Origin of the sequence: Aquimarina sp. TRL1 (assembly GCF_013365535.1) — a bacterium.
In the GTDB taxonomy this organism is placed as follows: Bacteria; Bacteroidota; Bacteroidia; order Flavobacteriales; family Flavobacteriaceae; genus Aquimarina; species Aquimarina hainanensis.
On the sequence record NZ_CP053590.1, the window covers coordinates 908,052 to 925,971 of the forward strand.

Consider the following 17,920-nt stretch of genomic DNA (forward strand, 5'->3'; position numbering starts at 1 on the left):
AAAATCACCTCTTTCATGCTACATCTTCTTTCTTCATATAAATGATTTTTAGTATTTTCCCACTGTTATTTTTACAATTGAGATTTATGAAGACGGAAGACATCATTGCTAAACAACTTAGAAGTTTAATTCCCTTAGATAATAATGAGCTAAAAACATTCTTCTCTATGGCATCCAAAAAAAGTATAAAAAAGCATGATTTTTTCTGTAAACCAGGGCAGCGGATTTCTCACTTTTATTTTCTAGAAACAGGGATTGCCAGACACTACTACCAGGATAAAAATGACAAAGAACACACAAAACATTTTATCTTTGGAAAACGCTTTTTTGTCGCCTCTCTATCAGACTATATAGAGCACACTCCATCCAAATTATATTGTCAGGCGCTGGAAGATGCAACTGTATATTATTGGGATTTAAATAAAATTCTGACCATTGCCGAATCTAATCATAAATGGTACAAACTTTTCTACGTGCTGGCAGGACGAGCTTTTGTTGGAAAAGAGCAAAAAGAATTAGAATATTATACACTAGATGCAACTCAGCGTTATATCAATTTTTCCAAAAAACACAAAGATATTCTCAATCGAATTCCCAATACTCAAATTGCCTCATATCTCAATATTTCTCCGGAAACACTTAGTCGTCTCAAAAAGAAAATTCTGTTTGAGTAAAAATTAACTATTGACATAGATCAAGATTTGCTCCTCTTTTTTGACCATACATTTGTGAAAATTTTAAAAAATTGGTCAGAATATGAAGAAGTTATTGATGTTGCCATTATTATTTTGGTGTTTTACCACCATGAATGCTCAAGAAAATGTTAAAAAATGGAGTGTTTCTACAGACGGATATTTATTTATTTCCGGGGATTACTCAAGCACCTATGAAAGTGCAATCGGGCTTACTGCAAAATACAATTTATCCACAGAAAAAAAATTAAAACCATTTGTAGGAGCGAATTATATACGATCCTTAGGAGGTACCAATGTTTTATTAAACGGCTTTGGTGTTCTTGGAGGGTTTGATTATGACTTTGGCAAAAACCCATATAAGGGATTCTATGCCTCTGTCTATGGAGGGGGTATTTATCTGAATGAACGTTTCTCATTCTTATTTGCTAATGAAGAGCGAGAAGAGACTATAACAAATTTCGGGTTTCAGGCAGGGTTGGATATTGGGTATCAATTTAATCGTTCCATCAGATTGAGCACCGGTATACAACAGTTAAATACTGAAGGAACAGGAATTAAAATAGGTCTTACCATTAACTTTTAAACCCCATCATATCATGAAACTTTTAAAAAACCCCATATTTATCATTGTTAGTATTTTATGTAGTAGTTGCGCAGTTGAGGCTGAATATGTCCCTATTGATGAACGTCTGGATGCACTCCCAGGAAAACCGGGAGTTCCATTAGATAATGAAATTACAGAAGCTCGGGTAACACTTGGAAAAAACCTTTTCTGGGATCCTATCTTATCCGGAGATCAAACAGTTTCCTGTGCTACCTGTCATCATCCTGACAAAGGATATGCAGATGGAAGAGCTCTATCTTCCGGAATTGGAGGAAAAGGTCTTGGTGAAAGCAGAACAGGAGGAATGTTGGTCAAACGAAACTCTCCGACAATCCTAAATACTGCTTTTAACGGTATCGAAAACAATACCCCCTATGATCCTACTACAGCACCAATGTTTTGGGATAACAGAGCCTCTTCACTGGAATCACAAGCCAAGCTTCCCATACTCTCTTTAGAAGAAATGCGAGGACATGGATTCGAAAAAGATATAATTATTGATACTATTCTTCAACGGATACAGAAAATCCCTACTTATGTTGCTCAATTTGAATCTGCTTATGGAACGAATGGTATTACTGAGATGAATCTATTTAAAGCTATTGCAACTTTCGAAAGAACTCTGATTGCAAATAACAGTCGTTTTGATCAATACGTAAATGGAAATTCTGATGCTTTATCAGATCTGGAAATTCGTGGACTACAGGCTTTCATTGACAGTAAGTGTACCAATTGTCATAGCGGACCGATGTTTAGCGACTATGAATTACACAGTCTTGGAGTAGCGGATCATAGTGACCTAAAAGAAAGTGATGATGGGGGAGATGGACAATATCGTTTTAGAACTCCTACATTACGCAACCTAAGCATCACAGGTCCTTATATGCACAACGGTACTAAACGAACTCTTGAAGAAGTAATGGAATTCTATGAAGCACTGGGAGAAGGAGAAATTGAAAATCCAAATGTGAATGGTGATATGCTTTCTGAGGACTTAGCCGATATGGAGGTTGACGAAGAACAGTTTGAATCTATTATTGCCTTTATGCTTTCCTTAAATGATGATCATTTTGATAAATCAATTCCTAAAAGTGTTCCCAGTGGACTTCCTGTAGGAGGGGATATTAAATAAATCTACTAAATAAGCATCTTTTAAAACAAACACCCCTTAGCAAAACTAAGGGGTGAATATATTTAATGAACAAAATTCGTTAAGCGAATTTTTATATTAACGGCTAATTAATATCCTGGATTCTGAGTTAAGTTTGGGTTTGCATCCATTTCTCTTTGTGGAATAGGAAGTACTAATTTATCATCATTAGCATCAATTCCATCTACAGAACCTCCCAAACGTTTAAGATCATGTAACGCAAAGCCTTCAAAAGCTAATTCTCTTTGTCTTTCTAATAAAATATCATCAAGCGTTATTGCGGTAAGTTCAGCTGCGTTTGCTCTGGTTCTTATTCTATTAATATCATTCAGCGGACTATCTCCTTCTGTTGTCCCCAATCTTTCATTGGCTTCTGCTCTGATCAAGTATAATTCTGCTAATCTGATAAACGGAACATTCGCATACTGCTCCTGCCATTTTGTAGAAGCTCTTCTTCCATTATCAGCATTATAAAAGAAGGTTCTTCGCTCATCATCGGAGTCATCAAATATTTCTAAATATTCATCATTTACAGCAATATCTAGACCTGTTCTTCCTCCAAAATTCTCTGGTGCCCAATGAGTGTTCATCTCATTACGGCCATTTTGTATTGTTATCTGCCATGCAAAAATATCTTCTCTGGCATCTTCTGGGTTATTAAAAGCATCTTCATAATTATCTTGTAACTCGAAAGCACTGTTCTGAATAACCTCATTAGCAGCATCTCTTGCTTCTTCATACGCTTGCTGCTGCAGATATACTCTTGCCATTAATGCTTTTACTACATATTTATCTGCAAACTCTGCATTTGCTTCTGGTAGTATATTATATGCTTCTGTAAGATCCGTAAGAATTTGAGTATACACCTCTTCCACTGTATTTCTAGATGGTTCTTTTATTTCATCCAAATTTAATGTTGGCAATAACACTAAAGGTACTCCCGGCTGGGTATTCTGTCCTCCTTCTTGATATGTTTTTCCAAACAACTTTATCAACTCAAAATATACAGCTCCTCTGATAAATTTAGCCTCTCCTTCCAAACGACTTCTCTCTTCTTCATCTTTTATAACATCACTATTCGCTAATACAATATTAGCTTGATTAATCGCTCTATAACTGTCAATCCAAATACCTGAAACATCCGTATTAATAACAGTTATTTGTTTAATAGAATACTGACGTAACGTATTAAAAGTTCCTCCAAAATTAATTAGCTGGTCATTTCCTAATAACTCAGAAGCATTATGGATTCCTCCTCCCAACAGATCGTTACTTCCTGCTACTTCATAAGCGGCAATTAATACATTTTTGACCCCTTTTTCTGTAGTAATTACATCTTTTACTTCTATATCTTGTTGTGGGGTTAATTCTAAATTATCATCACAACTTATTAGTAGCAATACCGAAAGTATCCCACTAAATTTTATAATCGTTTTCTTAATATTCATGATTGGTCATTTTTTAAAAATCAACATTAATCCCCATGGTATATGTCTTCGCTGCTGGAGCCGAGTAAAATGCTTCTCCAACTCTTTGATTATTACCTCCAAAATGGTCCCCTGTAGATTCAGGATCATATCCACTAAAATCAGTGAATGTCAACAAATTAACCCCTGTAAAATAGATTCGGCATCTTTGCACAAAAAACTTCTTGGTGATATCTTCTGGTAATGTATATCCCAAAGTGATATTTCTTAATCTTATAAAATCCGCATCTTCTAGATATCTAGTAGTATGCTGATCTCCATTAGATCTTCCTCTTCTAACTTGAGGAACATTTGTAATATCCCCTGGTTGTTGCCATCTGTTTAACTGATCAGCGGTTTGGTTATCTCTACCTATCGCATTATTAGACTGATATATTCCTCCCCCGTTATATATTGAAGCTCCCCATTCTCCCTGAAGAGTAAAAGAAAAATCCAGATTCTTATAGTTAATCGTATTGGTCAATCCTGAGATTAAGGTAGGGAATGGTCTTCCTGCTATAATTCGTCTGGCTTCTGAAAAATCATTCGTGGTACTCTTATCAATAGTACCATCTGCATTTTCTGTATTTTTAATAAAAAGTGCATCTCCATTTGCCGGATCTACTCCTGCATACTCTACTAAATAAAATGATGAAATACTTTCTCCTTTACGTACAATATTTCTACTGTTAATGATATCTCCTCCTGGTAATTTCGTTATCTCATTATCAAAGGTAGAAATGTTAAATGAAGTAGTCCAGTTAAAATTGGAGCTAGAGATATTTTTAGTATTGATGACTACTTCCAACCCTTTATTTCTTAATTCTCCTATATTCTTAAACACTCCTGTCTCTCCCGAAGTTGATGGAACTGGTTCTGCTAAAAGTAGCTCATCTGTATTCTTTACATAATAATCTACTTCTGCTTTAATTTTATTATTAAAGAATCCTATATCAATTCCTCCATCTACCTGAGTTGTTCGTTCCCATTTCAGATCCGGGTTTCCTATCTGATTAAAAACAAGTCCTCCCTGTCTATTATATGGTGAGTTTTGGAATAAGTCTAATCCTCTAAAATCTCCTATCTCTGCATTACCTGTTCTTCCCCAACTTCCTCTGAATTTTAACAATGATAAGAATGAAGATCCTTGTAAGAAGTTTTCCTCTGATACAATCCATCCTACAGAAGCTGCCGGGAACCAACCAAATCTATTCTCTTTTCCAAAACGAGAAGATCCGTCATATCTCAAACTGGCCTTAAAGAGGTATTTGTTATTTATTCGTAACCCAGTACGTCCGAAATATGAAAGAAAATTAACCTGATCTTTTCGAGATCCTCCTGCTGTAATTTGACTGGCATTATTCAAGGTTATCAACTCATCTGATGGAAACCCTTGTCCTTCCACAAATTCCAAGCGTCTTATTTCATCTTCAAAACTCATTCCTAGAGTCATATCCCAATCTACATAATCTCCAATAGCTGTATCAACCTTAAAGTAGTTATTAAAGTTATACTTTTCTGTTTGAGTTGACGATACTGACCCAAATCCTCCAACAGCATTCCCTGTATTAGTCAAACTACCAAAAAACTGATCATTAGACTGTGATAACATATCATATCCAAACTCACTTCTAAAACTTACATCTGGAATAAATTCATATTCTAAATAGGTATTTGCAAAAGTTCTCCAGACTTGATTTTTAATCCTCGCATTCACTTCATTGAACAGAAAGTTATAATACTCTAGTCCAGCTGCATTTGGAGTCTCTCCATCTTCTAAGTATGGTGAAGACAATGGTGATTGAGCAATGGATTGTAATGGAGTAGAAAACGCATTATCATTCGCAATCCGATCAATAATCGTTTTTGCCAAACTGGTTTTTACTCCCATAGAAAATTTATTAGAAATATCATGATCCACATTCACTCTAAATGTATATCGCTCCATCTCATTTCCTAATACAATTCCTGTGGTATTATTATAGGCTGTAGATACGAAAAAACGGGTTTTATCTCCACCTCCTGAAATATTTACTCCTAAGTCTTGTACAGACCCTTCTCTAAGTGCAATATCCTGCCAATCTGTATCTATTTCATTATTTCGCCAGTCTTTACCATTAGACTGCCTATCAAAATCCTGCTCTGCAGCAGCAGTACTACCTGTAGTATTTACAGAAGCTTCTGAAAGTAACTCCACATATTCTGCAGCATTTAACAGATCTATTTTATTAGTTGCACTACTAATTCCGAAAGAAGAATTTAGGGACACTCGCGTTTTTCCTTGTTTTCCTTTCTTAGTGGTAATAATAATTACCCCGTTTGTTCCTCTGGCTCCATAGATTGCAGCAGAAGAAGCATCTTTCAAAATATCAATAGATTCAATATCATTAGGGTTTAATGATAATAATGGGTTTAATGGCGCTCCATTTCTTGATTCATTCGTGTTATTAATAGGGATTCCATCCAGAACATATAACGGTTCCTGAGATGCTGATATAGATGCAATTCCTCTAACACGTACTTTTACTCCTCCTTCTATCTTACCATTGAGCTGTGTAATTTGTACTCCAGCTGCTTTACCTACTAAAGCACTCTGTAAGCTTGGAGTAGGAACTTCGGCTATTTGATCTGCAGAAATAGAAGCTACACTAGTGGTGATATTTTGTCTGGATTGTGTACCAAATCCTACCACTACTACCTCTTCTAAAGCGCTTACATCTTCTTGTAATGTTACGTTGATTTTCACTTTATCCATTACGGGAACTTGTTTTGATTCAAAACCAACAAAAGAAAAAACAAGAATGTCACTTGAAGTTGCTTTTATTGTATAATTCCCATCAAAGTCTGATAAGGTTCCTGTTGTTTTTCCTTTAACAATAATATTTACTCCGGGTAAAGGAATTCCATCTGAACCACGAACGGTACCCTCAACCATTCCTTCTTGTGCACTTGCTAAAAAAGAACACAGAAAAAAAAGGCTTAAGAGAATTTTTACATGATTTTTTTTCATAGATAATTAAGCAATTAGTTTATTATTAGCTAGTTTTCAGCGGGCGAAATTATCTATAAACCACAATAAATCATTGTAAAAAATACTATTTATTACATTATTAGTAATATTTAAGACAATTTAACAAGAAAAATTTAATAAAATTATGGTTTAACAGTAAGTTGCATTGTGCTCTTTCTATCAATGATTTACTAAATCAGTTCAAATTTCTTTTTTGGTATATTTTGTTTTTTCTCTTTTTATAAAAATTACATGTTTTTTAACAAAAAAAGCATGCGATATAAAATCACATGCTTTTCAAAAAATAAAAACAGTAAAAACAGTATTTACAAACTTTATTCTATCCCTTGTGCATCACTAATTACCCGATCGATAAATTCTGTATTGATATACAACATCACTGCCAAAGTATACAGTACTTTTACCTCAGAGTCATCAATAGCTCCATCTGCATAGGTTATAATCGATAAATCTCTCAAAATATTCAGTTTTTGCATTACTGACAGTACTACATCCAACTCTTTGGCAAGCGCTCCCAGCTCTCCTATCATTTCTTTTTCTTCCAACCCTTGTATGGTAAGCATACATTCTGCAAATATTGATGCATCGACAATACTACTCAATGCCTGAATTTCTGATTCTTCAATTGTTCCATCGGCATTAGCAATCAAATACCCTCCCAAAAACATAAATCGTTGTATTTTATGGGTATATTCTGCCCCTCCATTCAGGTGTTGGGGTTCCATCAGTGACATTACGCGTTTGATTTCGGATTCCATAGCTTCTCCTGTAATCTCTACTGTGCACGCATTGTTAAACTTTTTATATGTTTCGCTCTTATTAAAAAGTTCTAATGCTTTTATTCTAATTGGGCTAAAAGGATGGCTGGAATACCAATCTGAAGGATCGTGACCTGCATCATTTAACACACTTTCCAGGTCTACAAATTGCTGTAAATATTCACTTAACTGAAAATCTAACGAGTCTGTTGTAACTCCTGATGATAATTTAAAAAAAGTTCTTCCTGCTGCTTCAAAGCTTTGACAACACAGTAAACCTGCTCTATCTGCGCTTATTTCAGCATTTCTGTTCCACGCATATAATTTCATGGCATGAATAGGAGCTAATGTATCTCTCCCTTCTTCCAATATGTGTTTTACTGGGTACTTAAAGTGTTCAAAAAGAACATGCCCTATTTCATGTCCGACAACAAAACTCAATTCATCTTTTTGGAATCGTTCTAAGATCCCTGATGAAAGAATGATATACAGTGTGTTATCATCCGGTGGATAACAGGATGCATTAAAAACATCACTTTGGTAGACAAAAAACTCTATATTGTTTTTGAGTTTTAGTATTTCTTTGCAATGTGTCCCTATTTCATGTAACTGAGGAGCTAATGTTTTTGTCAATCTCAAACTGGATTTCAAAAGATGCCTTCTCGATTTAAATACTGGGTTATTACTTTCTATTGTTTCCAGTACTTTTTGAATCTGATTATCTTTTTGAAAAGCTAATACATACTCTTTATCTCCTTCATATACCAAATTATCTAATATCAATCCGCTCCTGGTATTTCCATATACCTTATCTTCTAAAGAAGTATCTACCTCTCCTCTTGCATTGATTTCTTCTATTTTTTCTTGATATAATGTTACTAACTGGCTTGTCTTCTTTTGGAAATCACTACTGCTGACACGAATTTTATCCATATCACCGGTCAACTGAGCTTCTTCCAATTCTTTCATCATTATTGTCTGCGCCTCAGAAATCGCTGTCTGATGTTCTTCTTCTAACTCCTGCAAGGTTGTTGATTGATATGCTGTCATTATACTGCTACTTTGTTATTTGTCAATTTTACTAACCTCCCTTTCAGGTCAAAAATCCCAAGAAGCTGATCGCCTTCTTTAGTTGCCACAATATTATTCCCTGTCAACTCCATAGAGTATCCTTTCTGCTCTAAATATGAATACAGTGCATGTTTATGAGAACAGGCTACTGCTGTAAGCATTTTCGTAAAATTAGCAGCCAGTAATGAAGGTTCTTTGAGTTCCTTTGCTTCTATTTCATCGGATTTAATCAATACATAGACATTTAGTCCTTTAAATTTTAACGGACAATAACAGCTCATCCCTATTAAGGAACTGGCAATGGCTCCGTAGAAATGTCCAGGATCTTCTTCTGTATCTATTTTAGGACTTACAAAATCTTCCACTCCGTACTTACTTCCTACGGAACGTAATTCGTGAACTGCTTCTAATAATACTTCTGGAATCCCGCTTTGTTGATTTCCCCATGCCCATAACCAGGATTTTTCTTTTTCTGAATATGTCCCCAACATTTGCATTGAAAATTCCTGTGTTCCAAATGTGACTGTTCCTTTTCCCATGTTAAAATCCCAGGATTGATCACTCACCATATCTGCGAATATGTTTTGCTGTTCAAAAGACCTTGCCACGCACTGATTATAAAGCACTTCTATATCCAGCTCTTCCAATACTTTTTCTTCGTCAGCTGCTTTTTTTTCTTCTTTTACTGAAGAACTTTCTATTACTTCTTCCAGACCGTTTTCTAATAGAAAAACAATTCTTTCGGTTCGATCTTCCACTTTATCTGCATTTAAAACCGGGCTATGATCAATTGTTAATACTCCTCCCTGAAAAGTAATCGCATGCGTTGGATTGTGCTTATTATCTTGATTAAGAATAGTTACTTTTTTCAAACCGGTCTGCAACATTTGCTGTCCCATATCATCACTGGCGATTTCTTTTAGCCCGTTTAATAGTGGTAAAAAATAGATCTTGGGAAATGTGTCATCATACAAGTGAGAGAATCGATCTTCACATAATGTATCCCAGGAAATATCAAATGAAATTTCAAATCCCGCAGTTTTATTTATTTCATTTTTTATGGTTTCGAAATGAGTTGTTCTAAATGCTTCAACAGCTCGTTTTTCTTTTAGTCCCATGGTATTTCTTTATTTTTTGTCACAACACTTCTAACAAATGCTCTTCTAGAGTTTTGGTTAAGTTTGATGGTGTTGCTTTTTGATAATTAATTTTTCCTAAAATTATATCCTGATCTTTGGATATATCTATTGACCCCGAGGTCAATTGCAGTTCTATTTTACGAATTGTACTCCAGGCTTCTTTTCCTAAAGTGTCCGATCGTATTTCGGCTATGGCACGACAAAAATGAACAACCCAATCTCTTATATTGAGCCGCTCTTCTACTGACTTTAACTCATCTGGTAAAGTGATTGTAAAATCGGGAATCCGTAATGATGCTATCATGCTCATCAGCCACCTTCTTAGTGCCAAAACTGTTATGGATGCTTTCTCATCCACTGGTCTGCTGATAGCCCCATCAGATAATATCACTGCCGCTTTTTTAGGTTGTAGCACTGAGACCATTGTTATCTCATAAAGAGAAAAATAACTCACTTTCTCTCTTTTATCCCTCATACAAATAAAGCTATCACTGCAATCAATAATAGTTCCTTCTATACACGCACCATTACGCAATAAAATCTCAATCAAACACTGTGGTGCTGTCCTAAATAATTCTTGTATTACCGAAGTGGGAGATTTCGCTTTGAATTGTCGCAGATATTCATTGTCCATTTCTATTGATGTATTCTATTTTAGATTAGAAAAGGAGACTTTTTTATAAAGAGTTTTCTATAACTTGCTGTAATACTGAGATCCGTTCTTCTACTTTATCTGCATTCAGTACAGGACTATGATCTACGGTTAATACTCCTTCTGAAATTGTATAAGCTCGTTCTGGGTTATGATGATCATTCTTGTTACAAATCACAATCTTATGGATTCCTTCTTTCAGGGCTTCTTTACCCAAATCATCAACTCCAATTGCTTTAAAGGCTTCGATCAGAGGTATAAAATAGATCTTAGGGTACGTCTCTGAATACAAATGAATAAAACGTTCTTCAAATAATGTTTCCCATTCAATTTCCATAGGGACTTCATTTCCTAATGCCTCTAAAATCTGTTGTTGTAAGTCTGGAAATTGTTCTTCCTGAAATATTTTGGTAAATCTCTTTTCTTTTAATCCCATTATATTTTCTTTTGATGTTTATTCGATGATCAAGATATATCCCGGGGCTTCCCCTGAAATACAATTATCTCCTAAGTAACTCCTCTTATTCTTACTCGAGGTAGTTTACTTCAATTTCAATCAAAAATACATGGAGGTTTTACCTTATTCTCTAATCATTTTATATGTGTCCCTGTTAATTTTATATCTGAACCGAATTAGAATTGTTCCAGAATACGTTTTACATACGATTTCTTTCTTGTTGCTACCGGAATTTTTTCTCCTCCGGTCAGGTGTACAGTATTATTTGAGGTCAGCGTCTGGATATATTTTATATTTATCAAGTGGGATTGATGTACTCGTACAAAGGTGTGATTACTCAATAAATTCTCATAATATTTGAGGTTACGGGCACTCATAATTGTTTGATTTGTGGTATAAAAAACTGTATAGCTCCCATCAGACTGGCAACGTATAATATCATCAATCTGCACAAAATATTGCTGATCTGAAGTTTTAATCAACAGGGTTCTTTGTTCTTCTTTTTTATCTAATTCTGATATTTTCTCTACTGCTTTTTTATAGGCGAGTTCTTTCTTATACCCTACTCTAAATCGATTTATACACTTAAACAGCTCATCCGAATCTATCGGTTTTAGCAAATAATCTATGGTTTCAAATTTAATTGCCTTTATAGCAAATTCATCATAGGCCGTCGTAAAAATAATTTTAAAATTAATTGTATCTAATGCATCCAAAATCTGAAAAGCACTTCCTCCTACCAATTCTACATCCAAGAATACCAGGTCTACAGTTTCATTCTTAAGAAAAGAAATTCCCTCAGGTACATTATCTATTTTAGCGACAATAGTGATGTCTTTCTGTGTATATTTTATCAATTTCTCTAATGCATTCATTGCATTAAATTCATCCTCAATCAATACAGCTCTAATCATAGCATTCTTAGTTTAAATACAACTCTTGTCCCTATAGATTCTTTTATATCATTTACTAAATCCTGAATATAAAAATGTTTTTCCTCTCCTTTTTTTCTATGCTTCAACCGTTCCTTAAAAACATCTGTAGCATGTACCTCATCTTCTATTTCCTTTTGTTTGGAAAAAGCATTTCTTCCCACTCCATTGTCCTCAATGACAAACTGAACACCTTCTTTGGTTTCCGAAATATCAATTAACAACTTTCCCTTTTCCTCTTTATGCTTTAATCCGTATTCGATTGCATTTTCTACAAATGGTTGTAAGAGCATAGGAGGAATAAAAATTTCTCTGGTATTGATGGCTTTTTCTACCATAATTGTGTAGGTAAACATATTATTAAACCGCAATTGTTGTGTCTCTATATAATTAGTTATCATTCCTATCTCCTGGTGTAGCGATATCTTTTCTTTTCTCACATAGTCAAAATTCTGACGAATTAACTTTGAGAACCTGGCAATGTAATTAGAAGATTGCAGAGAATCTCCTTTTAAGATTATGTTTTGGATTGCTGCCAAGGTATTGAAGATAAAATGAGGGTTCATCTGTGCTCTCAATAAGCGTTGTTCTAACTTCGATGCCGTATTAGCAGAACGCAACTTGGTCGTATATAGCCAAAAACCAACTACTATTAATACAAGTAATAAAGACAATACAATAGTAGCAAAGAGTAATTTATTACTCTCATGTAATTCTTTTTCATATGCCAATTCTGCTTCTCTCTGTTTAATTTCATAGGTTACATTTGCGAATGAAAGCAATTTATTTTTTTCCGCTATTGTTTGCTGTTGCTGAATACTGTCTCTAATAATTTGTTGCTCCAAAGCCCGTTGATATTTCTCTTCTAGAATGGCTATAGAAATCAGTTTATCATAAACTTCAATCGATTCGCTATGATTCGTATGTTTTTTGTATTCTCCTAATGCTTTTTCATAATATGTTGTTGCCGAATCATGAACTCCCAACATCAGGTACATATGCCCCAGTCCTTTATATGGTGCTGCATTAATCGCTTTGATATTCTTATTTAATGTTATCGCACCTCTAAAAAATTTTTCTGCATTTTTCTCTTCTTTAGCTTTAAGATATGTATAGCCTATGTTATTGAGAATACTAACTGTCATTTTAGGATCTTTGGTATACTGCTTATTTTGTATAATTTCCTGATAATTCTCCAGAGCTCTGTTGTATTTTTTTTGTAGCACATACACACTAGACATATTACTTTTTATCGCTATTTTAGAAATTGTATCCGGTAAATGTGTAAAGACGGAATCCGCCTTTTTTATATAAGTAAGTGCTTTGTTATAATCTTTTAGTTTGAGATGCAGATGAAATAGTTGATTATATGATTTAGCACAGAGTCTATCGTTAGTAATATCTTGCGAAATACGAAGTGCTTCCAGAGCGTATTCTTGTGCTTCTTCTACCTTCCCCAAATGTAAGCTTGCTGCACATAAGGTTATTAAACTTCTTCCTTTATTATAATCATCTTTTAATTTATGAAATAGCTGATAGGTTTGTTTATGAACCTTTAACGCCTGATAGTACTGATCATTTAAAAAATAAATTTCCCCTTTCTTAAACAACAATATGGCTATTTCGGCTTCATTTATTGCTTCGACGTATTTGGATAGACTATCTATCTTTTTTAAAGCTTGTAATGGTTTTTTTTGTGATATTGTATCTAGAGCACTTAGTGTAGTTGTTATAGCGGGTCGTATAGTTGCTTTTTTATCACAACTCATAAAACAAAAAAACAGCATCAATATACAGCTAAGTTGTATGGATGACTTCATAGTAGAGGGGTAGTGGCTTATTATTACTGCTAAAATACTAAATCCACACTGTATTCACTACATCGAATATAAAACCTATCTAATCGAATTTAAAACTATTTTGCTTTACGGAAAAAACGGGTCTATGTTTCGTTCAGAAAGTGATTTTATATAAGTACCTACGGGTTATACATGCAATAAGTTACGTCTTGACATAATGTAGGTACTTTTTTGACTGTGTTTGTTTCAATGAAAAAATAGCAACCCCTTTACTAATAAACCCCTTTTTATAGAAAAGAATATACTTTGAAAAACAAGTATTTCTTTTCTATAAAACAGAAGACCACCTAAACAATAAAATTCCAATTCCCTCATCCAAACGGTTTATACAAATAGCACATAAAATTATTTTTTTAAACGAATAGATCCCCCCAGTCTAATAGTACAAAAAACATCATATTTTCTTCCTTTTGTAGTATCGGGAATTGGAATTTTCATCGCATCAGATGATCCTTTATTTCATCACTCCAACAAAAATTTCTACTTCGGCATCTGTCGGATTTTTAGCCGCTTCCCCATAGCGTTCAAAATCGGTTTTGTAAGTTCTCCCCAAAGGGGTATTCCAAATGTCTAACCAGGTATTATATACAGCTCCCTGAGTCAAATCACCTTTAGATACAAATGACATATACTCCCCTGCTGATATGGTTATCCCAACCATCCCTTCGGGAATATTATCCAAGGAGGTAACCGCACATCCTACAACGGTATCATAGGGTCTGGTATGATCTTTCTCATAATTTGTATATACTGCGTATAAGGTTTCATCTACTTTATTAGGGATTACTTCCTGTAGTTGTTGTGTCATAAACCGATTCCATAACTCAGGAATATCAGTTGCTGCTTTCATCTCTTCATTAGTAGTTCTTACAGAGACTCCTATGATATAAAAAGAAGTCATGTTTACTTTTTTCATGTCTTTAGTATTAATGATTCTCTGCAAACTTATAAGACAGTAATGTCAACCCTATGTCAGGGGTTCTTTTTTGATTTCTCCTCCCATGTTTTTTTACATATTTCGAAATACTCCTGCAATGTCATCGGATGTTTGGTAAAGTGTTCTTTGACTACTTTTATTTCTTTTATACAATCTAGCCTAAAAGATCGAAACTCATTTTTTAATCTACAAAATGCGATTAAAATCCAGTTTTCATTAGTACTGTACAACGCAAATGGTTCAACGGTTCTCTGCGTCCTATTATCTTCCAGGGACAGGTAATCCAAAAATATTAATTGATAATTAGTGATAGCAGATTGAAGAGAAATTAAAAAGTTACTAGAACTGGTTATATCCCGATCTTTTCGTACGTGAATTCTATTTTCCAGAAGCTCGGTTTTTTCTTTTTGAGAATATCTCAAAACTGCTTTTACTTTTGCTATTGCCTCTTGATAATGAGTTACCAAAGAAATATCCTTATTCGCACTAATCACTTCTGCTGCCGTTATCAAAGCATTTGCCTCTTCTTCAGAAAACATAACTGGTGGCAGCTTATATCCCTCCATCAGGGAATATCCTCTTCCTTCCTCTGTGACAATCGGTATTCCTGATTTTTCTAATGTTCGAATATCTCTGTAGACGGTACGAATACTTATATTGTGCTTTTCGGCAATACTTCTGGCTGTTATCAATTTTCCGGATTGCAGCTGCGTCATAATTGAGGTAAGCCTTACCAATCTTGGTTTCTCTTTCTCCATAAGAATTTCTTGATACTCTATCAAAAGTACATTATTCCCGTAAACTATCTTTATTATTTTTATCTCAAAACACAAGATTTATTCATTAAAGATCATCTTTAAAAAAGGTTCAAAACCTTACGTTTTTTCCTCCTTAATAAAACAAACGTGTCTGAAATGACATTTATCATTTCCTATCCCTTTTTATCTTTTAAATTTTGTAACCATAAATTCTTATTATATCCGTTATGAAAATACACAATAGTTTCACTTTGGCGTTTTTTTTATTCTTTACCTATGTTTCGAACGCTCAATTAAAAATTGATGCCGAATTACGCCCTAGATTCGAATACAGGCATGGTTTCAAAACACTTTTTGCTGATAATGTTGACCCCGCAGCGTTTGTTTCTCAACGAACACGATTAAAAACAGCTTATAAAACTGAAAAGCTGGACTTTTTTCTAAGCATTCAGGATATCAGAATTTGGGGAGATGTCCCTCAGCTAAACACTGCTGACAAAAACGGTTTAAGTATTCATGAAGCCTGGGGAAAAATTATGTTTACTCCGGAGTTTTCTGCAAAAATTGGTCGACAAGAAATTTCCTTGGATGATCAACGTATTTTCGGAAGTGTAGATTGGGCGCAACAAGCACGTAGTCATGATGCAGCTGTATTAAATTACCAAAAAAACAGATTTACCTTAAACATAGGTGCTGCCTTTAATCAAGATGCTGAGAGGTTAACCGAAACAACACTAACTACTCCTAATACTTATAAAAGTTTGCAATATGCCTGGTTGCATAAAGATTGGAATAATTTTTCTGCTAGTTTATTATTTCTCAATAATGGTCTTCAATATATTGATGATACTAATGCAGATAATAATGAAACTAGATATAGTCAGACAGCAGGAACCCATTTTGGTTATAAAAAAAATAAACTAGGTATTATTGGTAATGCATATTATCAATTCGGTAATGACCTGGCTGACAATGACCTGAATGCATATCTCCTTGGTTTAGAAGCCAGTTATAAAATCACTCCCAGTTTTACTCCTATTCTAGGAATCGAAGTACAAAGTGGAAACGACAATGGAACCACTTCAAATAGGGAAAATACTGCTTTTAATCCATTTTATGGAACAAACCATAAGTTTAATGGTTTGATGGATTATTTCTATGTCGGGAATCATATCAATAATGTAGGGCTCATCGATCTTTATGCTAAAGCTAAAATAGCCCTTACAACCAAAGCAAATTTACTGGTTGCCATACATAATTTTTCTGCGGCTGCAGATATGCCTTCTAATGGTGATACTCAATTTGGTAATGAAATTGACTTAGTCTATTCATACAAGATGCAAAAAGACATTGCTATAAAAGCCGGATATTCTCATCTTTTTGCGGCTGATGGAATGGAACTTCTCAAAGAAAATACAGATGGAAACACCAATAATTGGGGATGGATAATGCTTATTATTAAGCCAACCTTATTCACTAGTAACAATTAAAATGCAATAAATCATTATAAAAAAAGCACATTAATAACAGGTATTTAATGTGCTTTTGTCATCATAAAAAGAAACTATATGATTGAGATCATATAAAGTTATAGGTATCTGCCAGTATCTTCACAATCCTCTTAAAGCCTTGTTTAATTTTGTTTCACTTTAATAAGAAATCCTATGATAATTACGGCACAAAAAACAGTAGCAGAAGTAGTCGCTGATAATATAAAAACAGCACACGTTTTTAAGAAATATGGAATTGACTTTTGTTGTGGAGGAGGAATCACTATTCAAAAAGCTTGTTCTAATCATAACATCGATTATGATATAGTTAGGAATGAATTAATGGCTATTGATCAAAAAAATAAAAAGGAGTTTGATTATAACAATTGGGAGTTAGGCTTTTTAATCGACCATATCATACATGTACACCACACTTATGTAGAGGAGAGTATTGGTATCTTATTGGCATACACTGAGAAAGTAGCGAATGTTCATGGACATCATTACCCCGAACTTATTAAAATTAAGGAACTGTTCTTAGAAGTAGCGAATGAATTAACAACTCATATGAAAAAAGAAGAATTAATTCTTTTCCCTTTTATAAAAAAACTAATCAAAGCTGACCAAACACAAACTCCCTATGCCTCTCCTCATTTTGGAACCGTAAAAAACCCGGTACAAATGATGGAATATGAACATGAAAACGCTGGGACAATTTTTAAAACAATTGCTAAATTGACAAATAATTACACCCCTCCAGAAGAAGCCTGCAACACTTTTAAGGCGTTGTATGCTGAGTTAGATGATTTTGAACAAGATTTGCACTTACATATTCATTTAGAAAATAATATTGTTCACCCAAAAGCGGTAGCTTTAGAAAAAAAAGTACAGAACTGTCTGTAAAAAGCTTTTCTATTTACA

Annotated in this window: 15 protein-coding genes; 5 read left to right on the forward strand and 10 right to left on the reverse strand. The window is 34.2% G+C overall.

What is annotated here, in order from left to right; all coding sequences use genetic code 11:
* Window positions 1–86 precede the first annotated feature (86 nt).
* The 3 genes from HN014_RS03420 (at window position 87) to HN014_RS03430 (ending at window position 2,431) form a co-directional block, all read left to right on the forward strand.
* Window positions 87–674, forward strand: coding sequence for a Crp/Fnr family transcriptional regulator (locus HN014_RS03420; protein WP_176027488.1), 588 nt, complete (start codon window positions 87–89; stop codon window positions 672–674).
* 82 nt (window positions 675–756) lie between these two features.
* Window positions 757–1,278 (forward strand): hypothetical protein, encoded by a 522-nt coding sequence (locus HN014_RS03425; protein WP_176027489.1) that lies wholly within the window; start codon window positions 757–759, stop codon window positions 1,276–1,278.
* A 13-nt stretch (window positions 1,279–1,291) separates the two neighbouring features.
* Complete coding sequence (locus HN014_RS03430) at window positions 1,292–2,431, forward strand: cytochrome-c peroxidase (protein ID WP_176027490.1); 1,140 nt, start codon at window positions 1,292–1,294, stop codon at window positions 2,429–2,431.
* Window positions 2,432–2,538: 107 nt separating this feature from the next.
* On the opposite strand, the gene HN014_RS03435 is transcribed toward HN014_RS03430, so the two are convergent.
* The 10 genes from HN014_RS03435 to HN014_RS03480 all read right to left on the reverse strand — a co-directional run bounded on the left by HN014_RS03435 (window position 2,539) and on the right by HN014_RS03480 (window position 15,509).
* The gene (locus HN014_RS03435) at window positions 2,539–3,897 is read right to left on the reverse strand and encodes a RagB/SusD family nutrient uptake outer membrane protein (RefSeq protein ID WP_176027491.1); all 1,359 of its coding nucleotides are present in this window, start codon (window positions 3,895–3,897) and stop codon (window positions 2,539–2,541) included.
* A 13-nt stretch (window positions 3,898–3,910) separates the two neighbouring features.
* Window positions 3,911–6,925: a TonB-dependent receptor gene (locus HN014_RS03440; protein WP_176027492.1), complete on the reverse strand. Its 3,015-nt coding sequence runs from the start codon at window positions 6,923–6,925 to the stop codon at window positions 3,911–3,913.
* Window positions 6,926–7,260: 335 nt separating this feature from the next.
* On the reverse strand, window positions 7,261–8,754 hold the full coding sequence (locus HN014_RS03445) for a M48 family metallopeptidase (protein WP_176027493.1): 1,494 nt from the start codon (window positions 8,752–8,754) through the stop codon (window positions 7,261–7,263).
* Complete coding sequence (locus HN014_RS03450) at window positions 8,754–9,893, reverse strand: DUF6882 domain-containing protein (protein ID WP_176027494.1); 1,140 nt, start codon at window positions 9,891–9,893, stop codon at window positions 8,754–8,756. Before HN014_RS03450 ends, HN014_RS03445 begins: the two co-directional genes overlap by 1 nt.
* 19 nt (window positions 9,894–9,912) lie before the next feature.
* A complete protein-coding gene (locus HN014_RS03455) occupies window positions 9,913–10,548 on the reverse strand; it encodes a hypothetical protein (RefSeq protein ID WP_176027495.1) in 636 nt (211 codons plus the stop codon).
* Window positions 10,549–10,591: 43 nt separating this feature from the next.
* The gene (locus HN014_RS03460; protein ID WP_176027496.1) at window positions 10,592–11,002 is read right to left on the reverse strand and encodes a hypothetical protein; all 411 of its coding nucleotides are present in this window, start codon (window positions 11,000–11,002) and stop codon (window positions 10,592–10,594) included.
* A gap of 197 nt (window positions 11,003–11,199) precedes the next feature.
* On the reverse strand, window positions 11,200–11,937 hold the full coding sequence (locus HN014_RS03465) for a LytTR family DNA-binding domain-containing protein (RefSeq protein ID WP_176027497.1): 738 nt from the start codon (window positions 11,935–11,937) through the stop codon (window positions 11,200–11,202).
* Window positions 11,934–13,775 (reverse strand): histidine kinase, encoded by a 1,842-nt coding sequence (locus tag HN014_RS03470; RefSeq protein WP_176027498.1) that lies wholly within the window; start codon window positions 13,773–13,775, stop codon window positions 11,934–11,936. Before HN014_RS03470 ends, HN014_RS03465 begins: the two co-directional genes overlap by 4 nt.
* Window positions 13,776–14,268: 493 nt before the next feature.
* Window positions 14,269–14,730: a GyrI-like domain-containing protein gene (locus HN014_RS03475; RefSeq protein WP_176027499.1), complete on the reverse strand. Its 462-nt coding sequence runs from the start codon at window positions 14,728–14,730 to the stop codon at window positions 14,269–14,271.
* A gap of 56 nt (window positions 14,731–14,786) precedes the next feature.
* Window positions 14,787–15,509: a YafY family protein gene (locus HN014_RS03480; protein WP_176027500.1), complete on the reverse strand. Its 723-nt coding sequence runs from the start codon at window positions 15,507–15,509 to the stop codon at window positions 14,787–14,789.
* Window positions 15,510–15,736: 227 nt separating this feature from the next.
* Here HN014_RS03480 and HN014_RS03485 point away from each other — a divergent pair, with 227 nt between their 5' ends.
* The gene (locus tag HN014_RS03485) at window positions 15,737–16,999 is read left to right on the forward strand and encodes an alginate export family protein (RefSeq protein WP_176027501.1); all 1,263 of its coding nucleotides are present in this window, start codon (window positions 15,737–15,739) and stop codon (window positions 16,997–16,999) included.
* 174 nt (window positions 17,000–17,173) lie between these two features.
* Window positions 17,174–17,902, forward strand: a complete 729-nt coding sequence (gene ric, locus HN014_RS03490; protein WP_176027502.1) for an iron-sulfur cluster repair di-iron protein — start codon at window positions 17,174–17,176, stop codon at window positions 17,900–17,902.
* Window positions 17,903–17,920: the final 18 nt, after the last annotated feature.

Bases quoted from the DNA above. Each gene is read 5' to 3' on its own strand.
- HN014_RS03420 (WP_176027488.1), top strand. From the start codon at position 87: ATGAAGACGGAAGACATCATTGCTAAACAACTTAGAAGTTTAATTCCC.
- HN014_RS03425 (WP_176027489.1), top strand. From the start codon at position 757: ATGAAGAAGTTATTGATGTTGCCATTATTATTTTGGTGTTTTACCACC.
- HN014_RS03430 (WP_176027490.1), top strand. From the start codon at position 1,292: ATGAAACTTTTAAAAAACCCCATATTTATCATTGTTAGTATTTTATGT.
- HN014_RS03435 (WP_176027491.1), bottom strand. From the start codon at position 3,897: ATGAATATTAAGAAAACGATTATAAAATTTAGTGGGATACTTTCGGTA.
- HN014_RS03440 (WP_176027492.1), bottom strand. From the start codon at position 6,925: ATGAAAAAAAATCATGTAAAAATTCTCTTAAGCCTTTTTTTTCTGTGT.
- HN014_RS03445 (WP_176027493.1), bottom strand. From the start codon at position 8,754: ATGACAGCATATCAATCAACAACCTTGCAGGAGTTAGAAGAAGAACAT.
- HN014_RS03450 (WP_176027494.1), bottom strand. From the start codon at position 9,893: ATGGGACTAAAAGAAAAACGAGCTGTTGAAGCATTTAGAACAACTCAT.
- HN014_RS03455 (WP_176027495.1), bottom strand. From the start codon at position 10,548: ATGGACAATGAATATCTGCGACAATTCAAAGCGAAATCTCCCACTTCG.
- HN014_RS03460 (WP_176027496.1), bottom strand. From the start codon at position 11,002: ATGGGATTAAAAGAAAAGAGATTTACCAAAATATTTCAGGAAGAACAA.
- HN014_RS03465 (WP_176027497.1), bottom strand. From the start codon at position 11,937: ATGATTAGAGCTGTATTGATTGAGGATGAATTTAATGCAATGAATGCA.
- HN014_RS03470 (WP_176027498.1), bottom strand. From the start codon at position 13,775: ATGAAGTCATCCATACAACTTAGCTGTATATTGATGCTGTTTTTTTGT.
- HN014_RS03475 (WP_176027499.1), bottom strand. From the start codon at position 14,730: ATGAAAAAAGTAAACATGACTTCTTTTTATATCATAGGAGTCTCTGTA.
- HN014_RS03480 (WP_176027500.1), bottom strand. From the start codon at position 15,509: ATGGAGAAAGAGAAACCAAGATTGGTAAGGCTTACCTCAATTATGACG.
- HN014_RS03485 (WP_176027501.1), top strand. From the start codon at position 15,737: ATGAAAATACACAATAGTTTCACTTTGGCGTTTTTTTTATTCTTTACC.
- ric (WP_176027502.1), top strand. From the start codon at position 17,174: ATGATAATTACGGCACAAAAAACAGTAGCAGAAGTAGTCGCTGATAAT.